Raw genomic sequence first — 16,637 nt, 5'->3', positions numbered from 1 at the left:
GCCGAGGCGTGGTCCTCGTGCGACGGTGGTTGTGCGCTGTGGCGGTGGTTGGTTTCGGGGCGGCTGGGGGAGTGGTGGGAATGAAGGTCGTCCGGGGCGTCGTCGTGCGTTCCCGGTAGGGAGGGCGGGGGAAGCCCCTTTCTCCTGGGCAAGCGCAAATGCCGATATGTGCAAGACGAACCCAGGGAGTACGACGATGGATACGACTGCCTGCCCTTATGCCCTGGACGTGACGGGGCGCGATCTCGCCGGTGAGGCGGCCATGCTGCGGGCCAAGGGACCGGCCGTCCAGGTGGAGTTGCCGGGCGGTGTGGTGGCCTGGGCGGTGGTGCGCCAGCAGCACGTGGAGCGGCTGCTGACCGATTCCCGGGTGTCGAAGGACGCGCGCCGGCACTGGCCCGAGTTCATCGAGGGGAGAATCACCGAGGAGTGGCCGCTGTACCCGTGGGTGGCGAACGAGAACATGCTGTTCGCCTACGGCGCCTCGCACACCCGGCTGCGTCGGCTGGTGGCGGGGGCGTTCACCGCACGGCGCTCGGAGGCGATGCGGCCGCGTGTCGCACAGCTCGCGGCCGAACTCGTCGACGGGCTCGCGGCCACCGAGCCGGGCACGCCGATGGACCTGCGGTCGTCGTTCGCCGAACTGCTGCCCATGCGGGTGATCTGCGAGTTGTTCGGGGTGGCGCAGGGCGAGGCCACCGACGCCCTGTGCACGGCGCTGCACACGGTGTTCAGCACGACGATCAGCGGGCAGGAGATCGAGGCGGCGCGGCTGGAGGCGTTCGTCCTGCTGTCGGAGCTGGTGAAGGCCAAACGGGCCGAGCCCGGCGACGATCTGACCTCCTTGCTGATCCAGGCGCGCGACCAGGACGACCGGCTCACCGAGGAGGAGCTGCTCGGCACCCTTTTCCTCATGATCGCCGGCGGGCAGGACACCACCGCCGCCCTGATCACCAACGCGGTCGGGGCGCTGCTGCGGTGGCCCGAGCAACTGGAGCACGTCCGGGCGGGGCGGGCGACCTGGGGCGACGTGGCCGCCGAGACCATGCGGGTGCACACCCCCGGGGCGTACTCGCCGATGCGGTTCGCCGTCGAGGACATCGACCTGGACGGAGTGCTGATCCGCAAGGGCGAGGCCATCCTCGTCTCCTTCGCGGCCGGCGGCCGAGACCCCGAGCGATACGGACCGGACGCCGGCCGGTTCGACCTGCTGCGCAAGGACCGCGACAGCCTCGGCTTCGGCCACGGACCGCACCGCTGCATGGGAGCTCCGCTCGCCGGTGTGGAGGCGGAGAGCGCCTTCGCCGCACTCTTCGACCGCTTCCCCGGGATACAACTCGCCTGCGAACCCGAGGAACTCGCCCCCCTGCCCAGCTTCCTGATGAACAGTTACCGGTCGCTGCCGGTGATCCTGACTCCCGCGCACGTCTGACCGGCGAGTCCTCTTCGCCGGGGAGCGTTGTCGCCCGAATGACGCTGCCGGACCCGCCGGTCCGGCAGCGCCCTTGCCGGCGTCCACGCGAGGATGCGGCAATGCGGGGACGGAAAACGAACAGTCACGCACGGACGGTAAAAATACCGAACGCGCGGTTTACTGCGGAGTGTTGGTGATGGGATGCTCTCCACGATTCGGCGGGGCGCAGGGCGCGGACCTGCGTTGTCCGTGCAGGCCGGGTGGGGGAGGAAGGCATGATGGTCAAGCAGGCACGGGCGGTGCGCACGCGCCAGTCCCTTGTCCGTGCGGCGGCCGAGGTGTTCGCCGCCGAGGGCTACGCCCGGGCGTCCCTTCCCGCCATCAGCGAACGGGCCGGCGTCAGTACCGGAGCCCTCCATTTTCACTTCTCCAGCAAGGACGACCTCGCCGGGGCCGTGGAGCGGGCGGCGGCGGACGCCGTGGAGCAGCTGGCGCAGCGCTGCCGCAGCGCGGCGGACACGCGGTTGCAGTCCCTCGTGCACATGACCAGCAGTCTGCTGCTGGCGGTCGTCACCGAGCCCGTGATCAGGGCGGCGTTCCGGCTGAGCGGTGATCCCTCCCGCAAGAACGGGGCGCAGATGCTGCGCTGGTGGCATGGGTGGGTGCACGACCTCATCGTCCAGGCGCAGCACGAGGGGGAGCTCGCGCAGGACGTCTCGGCCGATGTCGCGGCGACCGTGATCGTGGCGGCGACGACCGGATTGGAGGTGCTGGGCGCGGCGGACTGCGAGTGGCTGTCGGTGGAGCGCATGACGCAGCTGTGGACGTTCGTCCTGCCACGGCTGGCGGCCTCGCCCGACCCGGCCCCGTTCCTGGCGGGCATCGGCGCGGCCGTGGCCGAACAGAGGGAGTAGAACGCCGCGGACGGCGGTGACGGTCAGCGGAGGGCGGTGACCGGTCGGTGGGGCGACGGTGACGGTCAGCGGACGGCGTCCGGGCGGCCGTGTGCTTCCCCCTGGGCGATCTCGATGCCCGTGTGCAGGTCGGTGGCCGCCTCGACCGCGGCCGCGGTCGACAGCGTCACACACGTCAGGAGCACAGCGGCCGACAGCAGGCGGGCCATGACCCACGGGCGTGGGCGGCGGGTGCCGGGCGCGGCCGGGTGCGCGGCGAGCAGGGCGAAGACACGACGCGGGACCGGTCCGGCGGTGGCCGTGAGGGACAGCCGGGGCCGGGCGCAGGCGCTTCCGGTGTGGGCGGCGAGGGCCGCGCGGGCGATGGCGCGGGCCGTGAGCGTGCGGTCGCCGGTCGTCTCGGCGGCCGATTCGTCGGCCCAGCGCTCCAGGGCGTAGCCGATCGGCGTCCGCAGGCCGTGCAGGGCGGGATGCAGGACCGAGGCGAGTTCGGCCGCCGCGAGGAAGACATGGTGGCCGTGGGCGAGATGGGCGCGCTCATGGGCGAACAACACCTCGCGTTCCGGCGCGCTGAGGGAGCGCAGCATTCCGGAGCTCACGACGATGCGGCCCGGCCGTCCCGGTAGCGCGTACGCCTCGGGGCGGTCGTCCTGCCGTACCCAGAGGTCCCCGGCGCTCGCCCCGCCGCCGAACTGCCTTCGGGCGGTGCGCAGTTCACGGACGTGACGGTGGGTGCGGCGCAGCACCGCCGCGGCCAGGGCCGTCAACGCGACGGCCGCCACGACGGCGGCCGGCGCGGTCGTGGGCGAGCCGCGGCCCAGCAGCGGTGGAGAGAGATGCCCGAGCGCTGCGACGAACGGCACCCGCAGCGCGCCGGCCAGCGCGAGCAGGCCCAGGGCCGCGGTGCTGGACAGGGCGAGGGCGAGAGTGAGGGCCGTCAGGATCCAGGCGGCGGCGCGGGGCGACGGACACTCGGCGACCCGCCGGGCGGCGGGCACGGCGAGCAGCGGCACGACCAGCGGTATCCATACGGCGTAGATCACGCAGTGCCTCCGGGATCCGCCCGGCCGTCGTCGAGCAGGGCCCGCAGGAGCTCCTCGTCCTCGGGGCCGAGGCCGGAGACGAAGCGTGCCAGGACGGTTCCGCGGTTCGCGTCCTTGTCCAGTTCGGCGTGCATGCGGCGGGCCGTCAGACCGGGTGGGTCCTGGGCCGGGGCGTAGGCGTAGCCGCGGCCCGCGGGGGTGCGGGTGACCGCGCCCTTGGCGTGCAGGCGCGTCAGGATCGTCGTCACCGTGGTGCGGGCCAGGTCCCCGCCGAGCGCCGCCTGCACCGCGACCGGCGTGAGGGGCGCGTCGGCGGCCCAGAGCGCGGCCAGGACACTCGCCTCCAGCTCACCCGCGGGCCGCCGGTCGGGCCGTCCGCCGGCCGGCCGGTCTTCGTGTCCCTCTGCCATGGAAACGCTCCTCGGCTCTCTTTCGTCTGCAGAGCGGTGAACCGGCTGCGCGGTTGCAGGATCTGTCCTGGTCGCCACGACTGTAGCCCGCTCGACGCCAGGTGACACGCCGTCTTGCCCGGTGCATGCCAGCGATGCGAAACGCCGGGAACCGATGCCTGCCCGCGCGCCTCTTGGCGTACCGGGCGCAGCACAGCCCCACGCTCAGCCGGCTGATTTAGACAGCAGGGGAGTGGCGTGTTAGGCGCACCGAGGTTCAGGCACGTTTCCCTGGCTGCCGCGGCGGCCGCCCTCGCCCTCGTTCTCTCCGCCTGCGGCGGCGAAGACCGGCCGGGCGGAAGCGGCCCCGCCGCCTCCGCGTCCCTCGACCGCGAGGCCGACCTGAGCAAACAGCGGCTCACCGTCTCGAACTGGGACGGCTATCTGCCCGAGGACCTTCCCGCCCGGTTCCAGTCCGCCGTCGGCCCCTCCGTGACCGTCGCCAAGCACACGACGAACGAGGAGATCGTCGCCAAGCTGACCGCCTCCGCCGACAGCGGCATCGACGTGGCGTTCGTGTCCGGCCAGTACGCGCAGGCGCTCGCCGCGCAGGGCCTGCTCGAACCGATCCACCACGATCTGGTCCCGCACCTCGCGAACCTCGATCCGCCGGCCGCCCGGCTCGCCCACGACAAGGGCAACGTCTACTCCGTGCCGTACACCTGGGGCACCACCGGGCTCTGCTACCGCAAGGACCTCGTCGGCGACACCCCCGACAGCTGGAACGACCTGCTGAAGCCGCGCCCCGCGGTCAAGAAGAAGATCACCATGCTGAAGACGGAACGCTGGCTCTTCCTCCCCGCGCAGAAGGCGCTCGGCTACTCCGTGAACACCACCGACGAGCAACAGCTCGCCCGCGTCAAGGAGTTGCTGCTCACCGCGAAGAAGGGACTCCTCGCCTACGACGACACCACGTTCGGCGACCGGCTCAAGTCCGGGGAGACGGCGCTGGCCGAGGCCTGGGACGGATGGTGCCCGACCGACGACGAGAGGATCGGCTTCGTCGTACCCAAGGAGGGCAGCGACCTGTGGACCGACACGATGGTCGTCCTCAAGTCGTCCAAGAACAAAGAGGCGGCGCACGCCTTCATCAACTACGTCCTCGACGCGAAGGTGCACTCCTGGGTCGCCTCGAACATCTTCTACAAGGTCCCCAACGACGCCGCCATGGCCGAGATCGACCCGGCCCTGCTGAAGAAGTATCCGGCGCTCGCCATGACGCCCGAACAACTCGTCAGGGGCGAGTCCGTCGTCGACCTCGGGGACGCCTCCACGGCGTACACCCGGATCGTCACGGAAGTCACCGCGGGCTGATGGTCCGCACGCTGAAGGCGGGCCGGGGACCACGCCTGCGCGCCCGCGTCGTGCTGATCGGTCCGGGCTTGTCGTACCTGGTCGTGCTGCTCCTGGTGCCGCTGGGCCTGCTGATCGGCTACACGCTCTTCCGGCGGGGCCGCTTCGGCCGGATCGCGTACGAGGACGGGGTCACCGGGGAGAACTTCACGCGGATCACCGACTCCCTGTACGCCGCAGTCCTCACCGACTCGCTGCGGATCGCGGCCGTCACCACGGTGCTCGCGCTCCTCCTCGGCTACGAGGTGGACGACACGAGCTCGGAAACGGGAGGGCAGGCCCCATGAGACCGCTGACGATCCTCTTCGCGCCGGAGAGCGCCTACGGACCGACCAACAACTGCGTAGGCATGGGCGACGTGCTGCGCCGACGCGGCCATCGCGTGGTGTTCGCGGCAGAGGCGTCCTGGAAGGGCAGGCTCACCGCGCTCGGCTTCGAGGAGGACCTGGTCGAGCTGGCCCCGCCGCCCGAGAAGCCCCAGGAGGCGGGCCAGTTCTGGAAGGACTTCATCAGGGACACCGCCCCCGAGTTCAGGAAGCCGACGATCGAGCAGCTGGGCACCTGGGTCAGGCCGGTCTGGGAGGAGCTGGTCGCCGGGGCCCGCTACTGCGAACCTCGGCTCAAGGCGATCATCGGCCGGGTCCGGCCGGACGTGATCGTCGAGGACAACGTCGTCTGCTTCCCCGCGCTGACCACGGCCGGCGTCCCCTTCGTGCGGATCGTCTCCTGCAACCCGCTGGAGACGAAGGGCGACCTCGTCCCCCCGCCGTTCTCCGGATACCCGGCCCACGACCGCGCCGGCTGGGCCGAGTTCCGTGCCGAGTACGACCGCACGCATCGCGGCGTGTGGTCCGCCTTCAACGCCTGGGTGGTGGAACAGGGCGCACGGCCGCTGCCCGACCTGGAGTTCATCCACGAGGGCGACCTGAACCTGTACGTCTATCCGGAGATCGCCGACTACACCGACGCCCGTCCGCTCGGCCCCACCTGGCACCGGCTGGACTCCTCGGTCCGCGAGACCGACGAGGAGTTCACCCTGCCCGCCGAACTGGCCGACCCACGAACCGGTACGGACGGCAGCGCACTGCTCTATTTCAGCCTCGGCTCGCTCGGTTCCGCCGACGTCGACCTCATGCGCAGGATCATCGGCTCCCTGGCGCGCACTGCGCACCGCTGCATCGTCTCCATGGGGCCGCTGCACGACGAGATCGAACTCCCGCCCGGCATGTGGGGCGCGGAGTTCCTCCCGCAGACCCGGATCCTCCCGCTCGTCGACCTCGTCATCACCCACGGCGGCAACAACACGACCACCGAGTGCCTCCACCACGGCAAGCCCATGATCGTGCTGCCCCTGTTCTGGGACCAGTACGACAACGCGCAGCGGGTGGCCGAGCTGGGCTACGGGGTCCGGCTCGACCCGTACCGTTTCACCGACGCCCAACTGCACCACGCCCTCGCAAAGTTGCTGGGCGACACCCCGCTGCGGCGCACGCTGAGGGAGACCTCCGCGACCATCCGGGCGCGGGACGGGCTGCACACCGCCGCGGACCTCGTCGAGCAGCTTGGGCGCGACCCGCAGACCCTCTCGTGACAGCCCCTGGGAGGAAATCCCTCGCAGGACCGCTCCCGGTGTCGGTTTTCCCGGTTTCGGAGGCTGTGGCTGGATCGGGCAGCGGGAGTTACCCGAGGGTTTTCCTCGTGTAAGCCGCGTGCGGCATCGCCGCGCCACGAGGGAGAGTTCCGTGAACGTCACACCCACGAACACGCCGCGAGAACGGCAGGTGGCCACGCTGGTCATGGCCTGTGTCGGCATGTTCGTCGCCTATCTGCCGGTGACCACCGTGTCGGTGAGCCTGCCGGCCATCCAGAGCGCGTTGCACGCGTCGACCTCCCAGTTGACCTGGGTGTCGTCGGCGTTCCAACTGCCCATGGCCGCGCTCATCCTGACCGCAGGGGTCTTCGGAGACGTACACGGCCGCCGGAAGGTGTACCTGGCGGGCCTGGCGATGGCCGGGGTGGGCGCCGCCGTCGCCCTGTCGGCGCAGTCGGTCGAGGTCCTGTGGGTGGGGCAGGCGTGCGCCGGTGTGGGCGCGGCCGCGCTGTTGCCGTCGACGCTCGCGCTGATCAGCCATGCCGTGCCCGACCCGCGCAAGCGGGCCACGTTCGTCGGGCTCTGGGCGGCTTCACTGATGGCCGCGCTGGCCGTCGGCCCGATGATCGCCGGTGTGATCCTCGACCACACCTCCTGGCGATGGATCTTCCTGCCGACCGTACCGGTGGCCGTCATCACCCTGGCGGTCGCGTTTCCCCTGGTGACCGACTCCCGCGCGCCCGGAGACCGCCGACTGGACTGGCCCGGCCAGATCACGGCGGCGGTGGCCATCAGCGCGCTGGTCTACGGCGTCATCGAGGGCGGCGCCTCCTCCTTCACCGAGGGACGGGTCGTCGCGGCCCTGTCGCTGGCGGCGGCCGGCGTCGTCGCCTTCGTCCTGGCCGAGCGGCGCAGCCCCAGCCCGATGCTGGACCTGTCGCTCTTCCGCAGCGCGGCCTTCAGCGCGACCACCCTGATCGCCATGATCACGTTCCTTGGGCTGATCGGTTTCTTCTTCGTCCTCAGCCTCTACTTCGGCATGGTGCAGCGGCTCGACACCCTGCACGCCGGGTACCGGCTGCTGGTCGTCTGTGTCACGTCCCTGGTCGTGGGGGCGGCGGCAGGCCGTCTGATGCACCGGATCTCGCCCCGCCTCATGATCACCACCGGTCTGCTGGCCGCCGTGGGCGCGCTGCTCGCCCTGACCTCGATCGATGCGGACACCTCCTTCGGCGGGATGGCCTGGCGGCTGGCCGTGCTGGGTGTGGGCCTGGGCATGGTGATCACTCCGATGACCGCCACCGCCGTCGCGGCGGTGCCGCATCACCTGGCCGGCATGGCGTCGGCGGGCAACAACGCCTTCCGGCAGGTCGGCGGCGTGCTCGGCCCGGCCGTCCTGGGCACTTTGCTGACGACGAAGAGCGTCGACGCCCTGCCCGGCCATCTGCGCGAGGCCGGCATCACCGGAGCGCAGGCACAGCAGATCACCGGCGTCGCGGACGCCGACGGTCTGGGAGCGGTGGCTCGGATGGATCTCGGCGGGAACACCGGCCGGGCGATGGGCGCGCTGTCCGAGTCGTTCCTCGACGGCCTCCACCTCTGCCTGATCGTCGCCGCGAGCCTGACCCTGCTCGCCGCACTCGTCGGCGCCGTACTGCTGCGGACTCCGCGGCAGGCGACGAAGACCGTCACCGGCGGCGCGCGCCACGCAGCGCCCGACGACGCCGAAACCGTCGTCGAGGAGGAGCCGGAGCCGGTACTGGTCGGCGCCCACACTCAGGGGCGGTCGCAGGAGCACCGGCACCTGGAGGGCGCGCTCGGCCTGGCGACCGCCGCCGAGGCCGTCGTCCCTGACGGTGGTTCGGGTCCTGTGCTGCACGGCCGGATCCGCGATGCGGCGGGGGCGGCCGTCGAGGGAGCCACGCTGACACTGATCTCGTCGGGCGGTCGGCAGCTGGGCCGGACCGTGGCGCGGACCGAGGGCCGTTACCGACTGGACGCGCCGGCCGCGGGCTCGTATGTGCTGATCGCGGCGGCGCAGGGCCACCAGCCGCAGGCGTCCACGGTGATGGTGGGGGGCGAGCCGCTGTCCCACGACGTGCTGCTGGCCACGAACAGCGGCCTGGTCGGCACGGTGCTGACGGCCGGCGGCGGTGAGCCCGTGGAGGGGGCGACGGTGGCGGTGACGGACGTGCGGGGCCGGGCGCTGGCCACGGAGACCACCGACGCGTCCGGTGCGTTCGCGTTCGGCGAGCTGCCGGAAGGAGACCTCACCGTGGTGGTGACCGCGGCCGGATTCAGGCCCGCGGCCCTCCCCGTGCACGTGTTCGGCCCGCGACTCGCCCGTCTGGACGTGGCGTTGTGGCCGGGTGCGGCGCTTCGGGGCACCGTGCGGGCGGGCGCCGACCGCCGGCCGCTGACGGACGCGCGGGTCACACTCCTGGACAAGGAAGGGAACGTGGTCGGGACGGCGATCACCGGGCCGGACGGCGGCTATGCCTTCGCCGACCTGGACGCGGGCGACTACTCGGTGATCGCCGCCGGCTATCCGTCGGTTGCCGTACCGGTGGCCGTGACCAGCCCTGAACACGAGTTTGACGTGGAACTGGCTCACTCGGAGAGCTGAGACACCCAGGCGCCGCGGTGCACACCCAGGCGCCGCGGCGCATGCTCAGCGGTTCGGCTCGTAGGTGAGCTGCTTCACCTGGCGCAGTGCGAGGGCCGTCTCGACCGACTGGACGCCGTCGAGGGCGCCGATCCGTTCGCTCAGGTAGGCATACAGATGGTCGGAGCTGCGGAAGCGGGCGGAGATGACGATGTTGGCCCGGCCGGTGACTGCGGACGCGAACTGCACTTCCGGGTGTTCGGCGACAGTGCGCCCCACGTCGGCGAGCGCGCGGGGCGCCACGGTGAGCCAGAGCATGGCGTTGACGTCCTGTCCGAGGGACTCGTGGTCGTACTGCACGTCGAAGTACAGCACTCCGGCGGAGCGCAGGGAGTCGAGCCGCCGCTTGACCGCCGACTCCGACTGCCCGGTGGTCTTCTGCAGGTCGGTCAGGGTGGCCCGGCCGTCGCGGCGGAGCACCGCGAGGAGCGCCTCGTCGGCCGCGTCCAGCGTGACGGTGCCCTCGAACGGCTGAGGAGACGGCGGGCACAGGGCCGCCTGCTGGTCGGGAGTGAGCGCGTTGGACTTGCTGAGCCAGCCCAGCGAACCGCCGTAGAAGGAGTGCAGGAGGCAGTGGGCGGACACCGTGACGACCTGCCGGGTGCGTTGGAGCCGGCCGAAGAGCAGCTCGTCCCGTTCCTTGCGGCTGCGGGGTCTCATACCGCAGACGATCTCGGTGCCACCGGAGGTCAGGGTGACGTAGAGGGTGTCGGGGCGTTTGGCGAGCGCGTCCGCGAGTTGCTCGGCCACGTCCGGGGTGCAGTGCAGTCGCACGAGCCAGCTCTGCCGGCCGAGCCTGGTCTCGTCGGTCATGCCGAGTACGCGCACGCCGACGGTCTTGTGCAGCCGTCGGTAGCGCCGGGCCACGGTCTGGTCGGAGACACCGAGCACGGCGGCGATCCGGCTGAACGGCGCGCGCCCGTCGAGTTGCAGCGCCTGCAGCAGTTGCAGGTCGAGGGGGTCGAGCGGGGGGAATTCCATCGGTACTCCTCAGGGCCGTTCTACGCCTGCGTGACCACGTCGGACACTTCGTCGAGCAGTGCCCTCAGCCGCGCGGTCTTCGCGGCGCCCAGCTTCTCCAGGCGCGCCACCTGGGACGCCACCGCCTGTGGCGTGATGTTCAGACGGCGGGCCGGTTCGGCGCCGGTCAGGCCGGGATCGGTGTGCACGCTGATCAGCAGGGAGTACTGCCCGGCCGCGATGCCGAGCCCCCGCAGCCGCTGCTCCTTACGGGCCTGCACGGCCCACTCGGCCCGGCGCAGCGCATCGGCCGCGACCGGCCCGTCGTCCTCCTGTTTCACGCGCCGACCATACGACACCTGATCAGCATCAACCTGCTTGAGACCTGATACCTGATACCTGGCAGGCGCAGGCCGGACCGATCCGCTCACCCTTCCCTGCTTGTCGTGGCCTCGTCATGTCGGCGACCTCTTGCGTCGCGGTGGTGAAGAGCGTCAAGGTGGGGGCACCGGCACTGCCGGGAACCGCCCTGAGTGCGAACAAGTCGCCCGTCCCGCAGCCCAGTTGGGCCGCCGACCGCACGTCTCCTGACCAGGGAGCCCTGAACGGCAAGCCGAGCGCAACAACGAGCGCCCGCCGTGTCCGGCGCGGAACTCGTCGACCGACATCCCTTGCTCCCCGGCCTCGGAGGTACGCGATGCGGCACGTGCAGCAGTTCCTACGACGCGGCGTCGGCGCCGTCGCTCTCGCCGCCCTCGCGGCGCTCTCCGCCTGCACGGACAGCTCGTCCTCCTCCGACGGCGACCCGGGCGGCCCCGCCCAGCTCGACCTCGCGATCCCCTCGGCCGTGATCGCCCCCAAGGAAGAAGTCGCCACCTACGCCGTGGGCGACGCCGAGGGCTACTTATCGGCGGAGAAGCTCAAGGTCAACGTGATCAACACCGACGGCTCGGTCGCCGCGGTCCAGGCCGTCGCCTCGGGCAGCGCCGACATCGCGCCGGCCGACGCCGGATCCGTCCTGGCCGCGCGGGAGAAGGGCGTCCCGGTCAAGGCCGTCGGCGGCCTGGTGCGGAACTGGCCCTGGCGCATGGCGGTCCAGCCGGACAGCGACATCAAGACCGCGGCCGACCTCAAGGGCAAGAAGGTCGGGGTCATCAGCCTCGCCTCCGGCTCGGCCATCTACGCCCGTGCCTACGCCGCCGACGCCGGGCTGGACGCCGCCAAGGACGTCGATCTGCTGCCGGTCGGTGTGGGCGCACAGGCCCTGTCCGCTCTGGAGAGCGGCAAGGTCGACGTACTCGCCCTGTACACGCAGGCCTTCACCACGATCGAGAACACCGGCACCCGGTTCCGCTATCTGAACAACTCCGCTGCCTTCGACGGCATCCGCTCCCTGACCTTCGCGGTGACCGAGAAGACCCTGAAGGAGAAGAAGGACGTCCTCACCCGCTACCTGCGCGCCTCCTACAAGGCGCTGCTCTTCTCCGCCGTCAACCCCGAGGCCGCCATGCGCGACGGCTACCGGGCGTTCCCGCAGCTGCTGACCGGCAAGAAGGCCGACGACCGCATCGGCGACGACACCAAGACCCTTAAGGCATGGATCAAGACCGCCGTCCCGGCCTCAGGCGAGCCCGCGAGCTTCAAGGACTGGGGTGCGATCAGCGACGCGGAGTGGAGCAGGACGGTCGCCTACACCAGGACGTCCGGCCAGATCACCAAGGACGTCTCACTCCAGCAGCTGTGGGACGACAGCCTCCTCAAGGGCGCGAACGACTTCGACCCGGCGGCGGTCGTCGAGAAGGCGAAGGCCGCCGAGCAGTGACCGGAACGCATCACCGGGAAGGCAAGGGGGCCGACAGGACGATGAGGATTCCGGGGCGACGCCGACGCAGCGGGCCGGGCGGTGGCGCGGTGGCCCAGCCCGATGTGGACGAAGACCGCTGGATCGAGGTCACCGGACTGCACAAGACCTACCGGCCGAGCAGGTCCGAGCCGACCCACGCGCTCTCGGACGTCGGCTTCACCGTCCGGCGCGGCGAGTTCGTCTCGGTCGTCGGGCCCTCGGGATGCGGCAAGACCACGCTGCTGAAGATCCTCGCCGGGCTCGTCCCCGGGAGCCGGGGCGCGGTCCGTGTCGCGGGCCGCGACGTGACAGGTCCGCTGCCCGAGGTGGGCATGGTCTTCCAGGTGGCCACCCTCCTGCCGTGGCGCACCGTTGTGCAGAACGTGATGGTCCCCGTGGAGGTGCGCGGGCTCGACGCCCGTGTCCACCGCGAGCGGGCCGAGCGGTTGCTCGCGATGGCCGGACTCCACGGGTTCGAGGAGAAGTACCCCCATGAGCTGAGCGGCGGAATGCAGCAGCGCGCCGGAATCTGCCGTGCCCTGGTGCACGACCCGGCCGTGCTGCTGATGGACGAACCCTTCGGCGCGCTCGACGCCATGACCCGCGAGTACCTGAACGTCGAGCTGCTGCGGATCTGGCGGGAGAGCGGCCAGAGCGTCGTGTTCGTCACCCACTCCATCCCCGAGGCCGTCTTCCTCTCCGACCGCGTCGTGGTCCTCAGCCCCCGCCCCGGGCGGGTCGCCGAGATCGTCGACATCGGGCTGGAACGCCCGCGCGCGATCAGCACCATGGCCTCGGACCGGGCCGGGATCCACGTCGAGCGGATCCGCAGGCATTTCGACGCCACGAGCGTGATCGACCGATGAGGCCCCGCAGGACACCCCGGACCGGCAAGCGGCCCCGGCTGGATCCGAGAGAGCGCCCCGAACTGCTCCTCGTCCCGGCCGTCTTCGTGATCGTCATGCTGGCCTGGGAGTTCGCGGTCCCCGCCCTCGGAGTCGACGACTACCTGCTGCCGCGGCCGTCCCAGATCCTCGACGCGCTGCGCACGCAGCTCGCCGACCCGTTGTTCTGGGGCCATCTGAAAGTCACGCTGCTGGAGTCGCTGTACGGCTTCCTCCTCGGCGCGGCCGCGGCCCTGGTCCTCGGCGCCGCGATCTCACAGGTGCGGCTGATCGAACGCACCTTCATGCCGTACGTCGTCGCCTTCCAGACGGTGCCCAAGGTGGCCCTCGCGCCGCTGTTCGTCGTGTGGTTCGGCTTCGGCATGACGAGCAAGGTCGTCATGGCGGCGGTGATCTCCTTCTTCCCGATGCTGGTCAACGTGATCGAAGGGCTGCGCTCGGCCGACGCCGACCGGATCCAGATGCTCAAGGTGTTCGGGGCCGGCCCGTTCCAGGTGTTCCGGATGGTGCGGCTGCCGAGCGCGCTGCCGTTCATCTTCGCCGGCCTCGACATAGGGATCGTCTTCGCGATCCTCGGGGCCGTCGTCGGCGAGTTCATCGGGGCCAAGGAGGGCCTGGGATACCTCCTGCTGCAGACCAACTACAACTTCGACATCGCCGGGATGTTCGCCGTGCTGGTGGTGCTCTCCGCACTGGGGCTCGTCGCTCACTTCGTCATCCGGTTCATCCAGCGGCGCGTCACCTTCTGGTCCGAGGACAGCCGAGCGATCGGGGCATGAATGAAGGAGCCCACCGTGACCGAGTACGACCTCGTGCTGAAGAACGCCCGTGTCGTCACCCACGACCACGACGAGGCCCGGCCCGCGGACATCGCCGTCACCGCGGGGCGGATCGCGGCGGTGGCCCCCGGCCTCCCCACGGCAGGCGCCCGCCGGGTCGTCGACGCCCGTGGCAGACTGGCGTTCCCCGGCGTCGTCGACGCCCACCAGCACTGGGGGATCTACCACCCCCTGGCCGAGGACGCGGCCACCGAGAGCCGCGCGTGCGCGCAGGGCGGCGTCACCAGCGCCCTGACCTACATGCGGACCGGGCGCTACTACCTCAACAAGGGCGGCGCGTACGCCGACTTCCTCCCCGAGGTACTGGCCGCCGCCTCCGGCCGCGCCCACGTCGACTACGGCTTTCACCTCGCGCCCCTGTCACGCGCTCACATCGACGAGATCCCCGACCTGATCGAGCGGTTCGGCGTCACCTCGTTCAAGATCTTCATGTTCTACGGCGGTCACGGCCTGCACGGCAGGTCCGCCGACCAGAACGCCTTCCTGATGCTCCCCGACGACGAGCGCTACGACTACGCACACTTCGAGTTCGTCATGCGCGCAGTCCAGGCCGCACGCGAGCGCTTCCCCGGCCTCGCCGACGAGATCTCCCTCTCCCTGCACTGCGAGACCGCCGAGATCATGACCGCGTACACCAAACTCGTCGAGGAGGCGGGCGACCTCACCGGCCTGGCCGCCTACAGCGCCTCCCGGCCCCAGCACTCCGAGGGGCTCGCGGTCTCCGTGGCCGCCTACCTGGCGCACGAGACCGGGCTGCCCACGATCAACCTGCTGCACCTGTCGTCCCGCAAGGCGGTCGACGCGGCCGTACGGATGAGCCGGGCGTTCCCGCACATCGACTTCCGTCGCGAGGTGACCGCCGGGCACCTGCTCGCCGACATCACCACCGCCCACGGCCTCGGCGGCAAGGTCAACCCGCCGCTGCGGCCCCGCGAAGACGTCGAGGCCCTCTGGGAGTACGTCCTCGACGGCACCGTCGACTGGGTCGTCAGCGATCATGCCTGCTGCCGTGAGGAGGTCAAGTTCGGTGAGCCCAAGGACGACGTCTTCCTCGCCAGGTCCGGGTTCGGCGGGGCCGAGTACCTCCTTCCCGGCCTGATCACCGAGGGGACGAAGCGCGGCCTGCCCCTGGGCCGGATCGCCGCGCTGACCTCCTGGAACCCCGCCCGGCGCTACGGGCTGCGCACCAAGGGCAGCCTCGCGCCCGGCTTCGACGCGGACATCGCCCTGGTCGACCCCGACCGCACCTGGACCGTGCACGCCGCGGACTCGGAGTCGACGCAGGGGTACACCCCGTTCGAGGGCTTCGAGCTGACGGCCCAGGTCACCGACACCTTCCTGAGAGGCGCCCACATCCTGCGGTCGGGCAAGGCCGTCGGCCGGCCCGTCGGCGCCTATCTGCACCGCCCGACGGCGACCCCGACAGCCGTGTCCGCACCTTTGACATGATCGACGGCAGTCCGTACCGCTGTCAGGCTGGAGCCGCCGATGGATGTGACCGAGTCAGGGCATGCCGCGCGGGTGCGCGCATACGCCGGCGTGGGCGCCCGGCTGTCCCTGCTCAGCGACCGTCGGCTCCAGGGCGCGGTGGCCGCGGCGCCGAGTCTCGGCTCCGGTATCGGCGGCAGGTCGGCGGAGCTGGAGGTCGACGGGACACGCGTCTTCGTCAAACGGGTCCCGCTGACGGACGTCGAGCTACGACCGGAACACCTGCGGTCCACCGCCAACCTGTTCGAGCTTCCCCTCTTCTACCAGTACGGGGTGGGCTCGGCCGGGTTCGGCGCCTGGCGAGAGCTGGCCGCGCACATCCTGACCACCGGCTGGGTGCTGACCAACGAGTACGCGGGTTTCCCGCTGCTGTACCACTGGCGGGTGCTGCCGGACAGCGCGCCCGCCGGCTTCGTCGACGGGCTCGGGGGCATCGAGAAGGCGGTCGCGCACTGGGAGGGCTCGCCGGCCGTGCGCCGCCGGCTGGAGGCCATCGGCTCCTCCTCCGCCAGCCTGGTGCTGTTCCTGGAGTACGTGCCCCGCACGCTCGCCGCCTGGCTCGGCGAGGCCCGTGACACCGCCTGGCGGGGTCCGCACGGCGAGTCGCCCTGCCGATGGGCCGAGGACGAACTGGTGCGCGGGACTGCCTTCATGAGCGCGCGCGGACTGGTCCACTTCGACGCGCACTTCGCCAACGTGCTCACCGACGGCCGACAGGTGTACTTCGCGGACTTCGGGCTCGCGTCGAGCCGCGGCTTCGACCTCTCGCCGGCGGAGGACGCCTTCCTCACCGACCACCTCGTGTACGACCGCTCCTACGCACCGAACCACCTGCTGCGCCATCATGTGCCGGACGAGGTGCGCGGCGGCGCCGACCACAGTGCGTTCCTGCGGGCGTGGGCCGACGGTCACCGGCCCGGCGGCGTTCCGTCCGACATCGGCGCGATCCTCGATCGTCACGTCTCGCACGCGGTCGTCCTGGACGACTTCCACCGTCGCCTGCTCACACAGAGCAAGCGCACTCCGTTCCCCGCAGCCGAGCTCCGGCGGGCCCTGGCCAGGCCCCCGGGAGGAGTGCCCTGAGCGGCCGTGCCTCTGTGACATGCATGTGACAGGCCTGTGACTGGCAAAGTGACGTGCGTCACGGCCCACGGAGCGCGTCACCACCAAGAT

The 16,637-nt window shown here is 71.1% G+C and carries 15 protein-coding genes; 11 read left to right on the top strand and 4 right to left on the bottom strand.

All coding sequences use genetic code 11. The features are described 5' to 3' along the window. The first annotated feature begins 196 nt into the window (after positions 1-196). Together ACZ5SK_RS32230 and ACZ5SK_RS32225 are read left to right on the top strand one after the other, a co-directional pair. Positions 197-1,432, top strand: a complete 1,236-nt coding sequence (locus tag ACZ5SK_RS32230; RefSeq protein ID WP_334574307.1) for a cytochrome P450 family protein — start codon at positions 197-199, stop codon at positions 1,430-1,432. A gap of 257 nt (positions 1,433-1,689) precedes the next feature. Further along, the gene (locus tag ACZ5SK_RS32225) at positions 1,690-2,328 is read left to right on the top strand and encodes a ScbR family autoregulator-binding transcription factor (RefSeq protein ID WP_334574305.1); all 639 of its coding nucleotides are present in this window, start codon (positions 1,690-1,692) and stop codon (positions 2,326-2,328) included. Positions 2,329-2,393: 65 nt separating this feature from the next. Here ACZ5SK_RS32225 and ACZ5SK_RS32220 read toward each other — a convergent pair whose 3' ends face one another. Beyond that, entirely contained in the window at positions 2,394-3,371 is a 978-nt protein-coding gene (locus ACZ5SK_RS32220; RefSeq protein WP_334574303.1) for a M56 family metallopeptidase, read from the bottom strand. Continuing rightward, positions 3,368-3,781 carry a BlaI/MecI/CopY family transcriptional regulator gene (locus ACZ5SK_RS32215; protein ID WP_334574301.1) on the bottom strand — a complete coding sequence of 138 codons (414 nt, stop codon included), beginning with the start codon at positions 3,779-3,781 and terminating at the stop codon, positions 3,368-3,370. Before ACZ5SK_RS32215 ends, ACZ5SK_RS32220 begins: the two co-directional genes overlap by 4 nt. Positions 3,782-4,018: 237 nt before the next feature. On the opposite strand from ACZ5SK_RS32215, the gene ACZ5SK_RS32210 reads away from it, so the two are divergent. The 4 genes from ACZ5SK_RS32210 to ACZ5SK_RS32195 all read left to right on the top strand — a co-directional run bounded on the left by ACZ5SK_RS32210 (position 4,019) and on the right by ACZ5SK_RS32195 (position 9,390). After that, positions 4,019-5,134 (top strand): polyamine ABC transporter substrate-binding protein, encoded by a 1,116-nt coding sequence (locus tag ACZ5SK_RS32210; protein ID WP_334574300.1) that lies wholly within the window; start codon positions 4,019-4,021, stop codon positions 5,132-5,134. After that, positions 5,134-5,460 (top strand): hypothetical protein, encoded by a 327-nt coding sequence (locus ACZ5SK_RS32205; RefSeq protein WP_361703845.1) that lies wholly within the window; start codon positions 5,134-5,136, stop codon positions 5,458-5,460. Before ACZ5SK_RS32210 ends, ACZ5SK_RS32205 begins: the two co-directional genes overlap by 1 nt. Beyond that, entirely contained in the window at positions 5,457-6,764 is a 1,308-nt protein-coding gene (locus ACZ5SK_RS32200; protein WP_468576767.1) for a glycosyltransferase, read from the top strand. The genes ACZ5SK_RS32205 and ACZ5SK_RS32200 overlap by 4 nt, the downstream gene beginning before the upstream one ends. Positions 6,765-6,969: 205 nt before the next feature. Continuing rightward, positions 6,970-9,390, top strand: a complete 2,421-nt coding sequence (locus ACZ5SK_RS32195; RefSeq protein ID WP_468417251.1) for an MFS transporter — start codon at positions 6,970-6,972, stop codon at positions 9,388-9,390. Between the two features lie 45 nt (positions 9,391-9,435). Here ACZ5SK_RS32195 and ACZ5SK_RS32190 read toward each other — a convergent pair whose 3' ends face one another. Together ACZ5SK_RS32190 and ACZ5SK_RS32185 are read right to left on the bottom strand one after the other, a co-directional pair. Then, positions 9,436-10,410, bottom strand: coding sequence for an Lrp/AsnC family transcriptional regulator (locus ACZ5SK_RS32190; RefSeq protein ID WP_334574293.1), 975 nt, complete (start codon positions 10,408-10,410; stop codon positions 9,436-9,438). A gap of 20 nt (positions 10,411-10,430) precedes the next feature. Further along, entirely contained in the window at positions 10,431-10,730 is a 300-nt protein-coding gene (locus ACZ5SK_RS32185) for a helix-turn-helix domain-containing protein (protein WP_361703836.1), read from the bottom strand. A 356-nt stretch (positions 10,731-11,086) separates the two neighbouring features. On the opposite strand from ACZ5SK_RS32185, the gene ACZ5SK_RS32180 reads away from it, so the two are divergent. The 5 genes from ACZ5SK_RS32180 (at position 11,087) to ACZ5SK_RS32160 (ending at position 16,547) form a co-directional block, all read left to right on the top strand. Further along, complete coding sequence (locus ACZ5SK_RS32180; RefSeq protein ID WP_361703834.1) at positions 11,087-12,211, top strand: ABC transporter substrate-binding protein; 1,125 nt, start codon at positions 11,087-11,089, stop codon at positions 12,209-12,211. Between the two features lie 104 nt (positions 12,212-12,315). Then, entirely contained in the window at positions 12,316-13,098 is a 783-nt protein-coding gene (locus tag ACZ5SK_RS32175) for an ABC transporter ATP-binding protein (protein WP_457494848.1), read from the top strand. Then, positions 13,095-13,916, top strand: coding sequence for an ABC transporter permease (locus tag ACZ5SK_RS32170; protein ID WP_361703828.1), 822 nt, complete (start codon positions 13,095-13,097; stop codon positions 13,914-13,916). The genes ACZ5SK_RS32175 and ACZ5SK_RS32170 overlap by 4 nt, the downstream gene beginning before the upstream one ends. Positions 13,917-13,931: 15 nt before the next feature. After that, entirely contained in the window at positions 13,932-15,425 is a 1,494-nt protein-coding gene (locus ACZ5SK_RS32165; protein ID WP_334574282.1) for a dihydroorotase, read from the top strand. Positions 15,426-15,464: 39 nt separating this feature from the next. Further along, positions 15,465-16,547, top strand: a complete 1,083-nt coding sequence (locus ACZ5SK_RS32160) for a serine/threonine-protein kinase (protein WP_334574280.1) — start codon at positions 15,465-15,467, stop codon at positions 16,545-16,547. The last annotated feature ends 90 nt before the right edge of the window (positions 16,548-16,637 follow it).

This window comes from Streptomyces sp. NPDC031474, assembly GCF_055581185.1.
Note: the sequence above shows the minus strand (reverse complement) of the source record. Positions and strands in the feature narration are given on the sequence as shown.

Excerpts from the sequence above, each read along its gene's own strand:
- ACZ5SK_RS32215 (WP_334574301.1), bottom strand. The coding sequence starts at position 3,781 with ATGGCAGAGGGACACGAAGACCGGCCGGCCGGCGGACGGCCCGACCGG.
- ACZ5SK_RS32160 (WP_334574280.1), top strand. The coding sequence starts at position 15,465 with ATGGATGTGACCGAGTCAGGGCATGCCGCGCGGGTGCGCGCATACGCC.
- ACZ5SK_RS32200 (WP_468576767.1), top strand. The coding sequence starts at position 5,457 with ATGAGACCGCTGACGATCCTCTTCGCGCCGGAGAGCGCCTACGGACCG.
- ACZ5SK_RS32170 (WP_361703828.1), top strand. The coding sequence starts at position 13,095 with ATGAGGCCCCGCAGGACACCCCGGACCGGCAAGCGGCCCCGGCTGGAT.
- ACZ5SK_RS32195 (WP_468417251.1), top strand. The coding sequence starts at position 6,970 with ATGGCCTGTGTCGGCATGTTCGTCGCCTATCTGCCGGTGACCACCGTG.
- ACZ5SK_RS32205 (WP_361703845.1), top strand. The coding sequence starts at position 5,134 with ATGGTCCGCACGCTGAAGGCGGGCCGGGGACCACGCCTGCGCGCCCGC.
- ACZ5SK_RS32230 (WP_334574307.1), top strand. The coding sequence starts at position 197 with ATGGATACGACTGCCTGCCCTTATGCCCTGGACGTGACGGGGCGCGAT.
- ACZ5SK_RS32225 (WP_334574305.1), top strand. The coding sequence starts at position 1,690 with ATGATGGTCAAGCAGGCACGGGCGGTGCGCACGCGCCAGTCCCTTGTC.
- ACZ5SK_RS32190 (WP_334574293.1), bottom strand. The coding sequence starts at position 10,410 with ATGGAATTCCCCCCGCTCGACCCCCTCGACCTGCAACTGCTGCAGGCG.
- ACZ5SK_RS32180 (WP_361703834.1), top strand. The coding sequence starts at position 11,087 with ATGCGGCACGTGCAGCAGTTCCTACGACGCGGCGTCGGCGCCGTCGCT.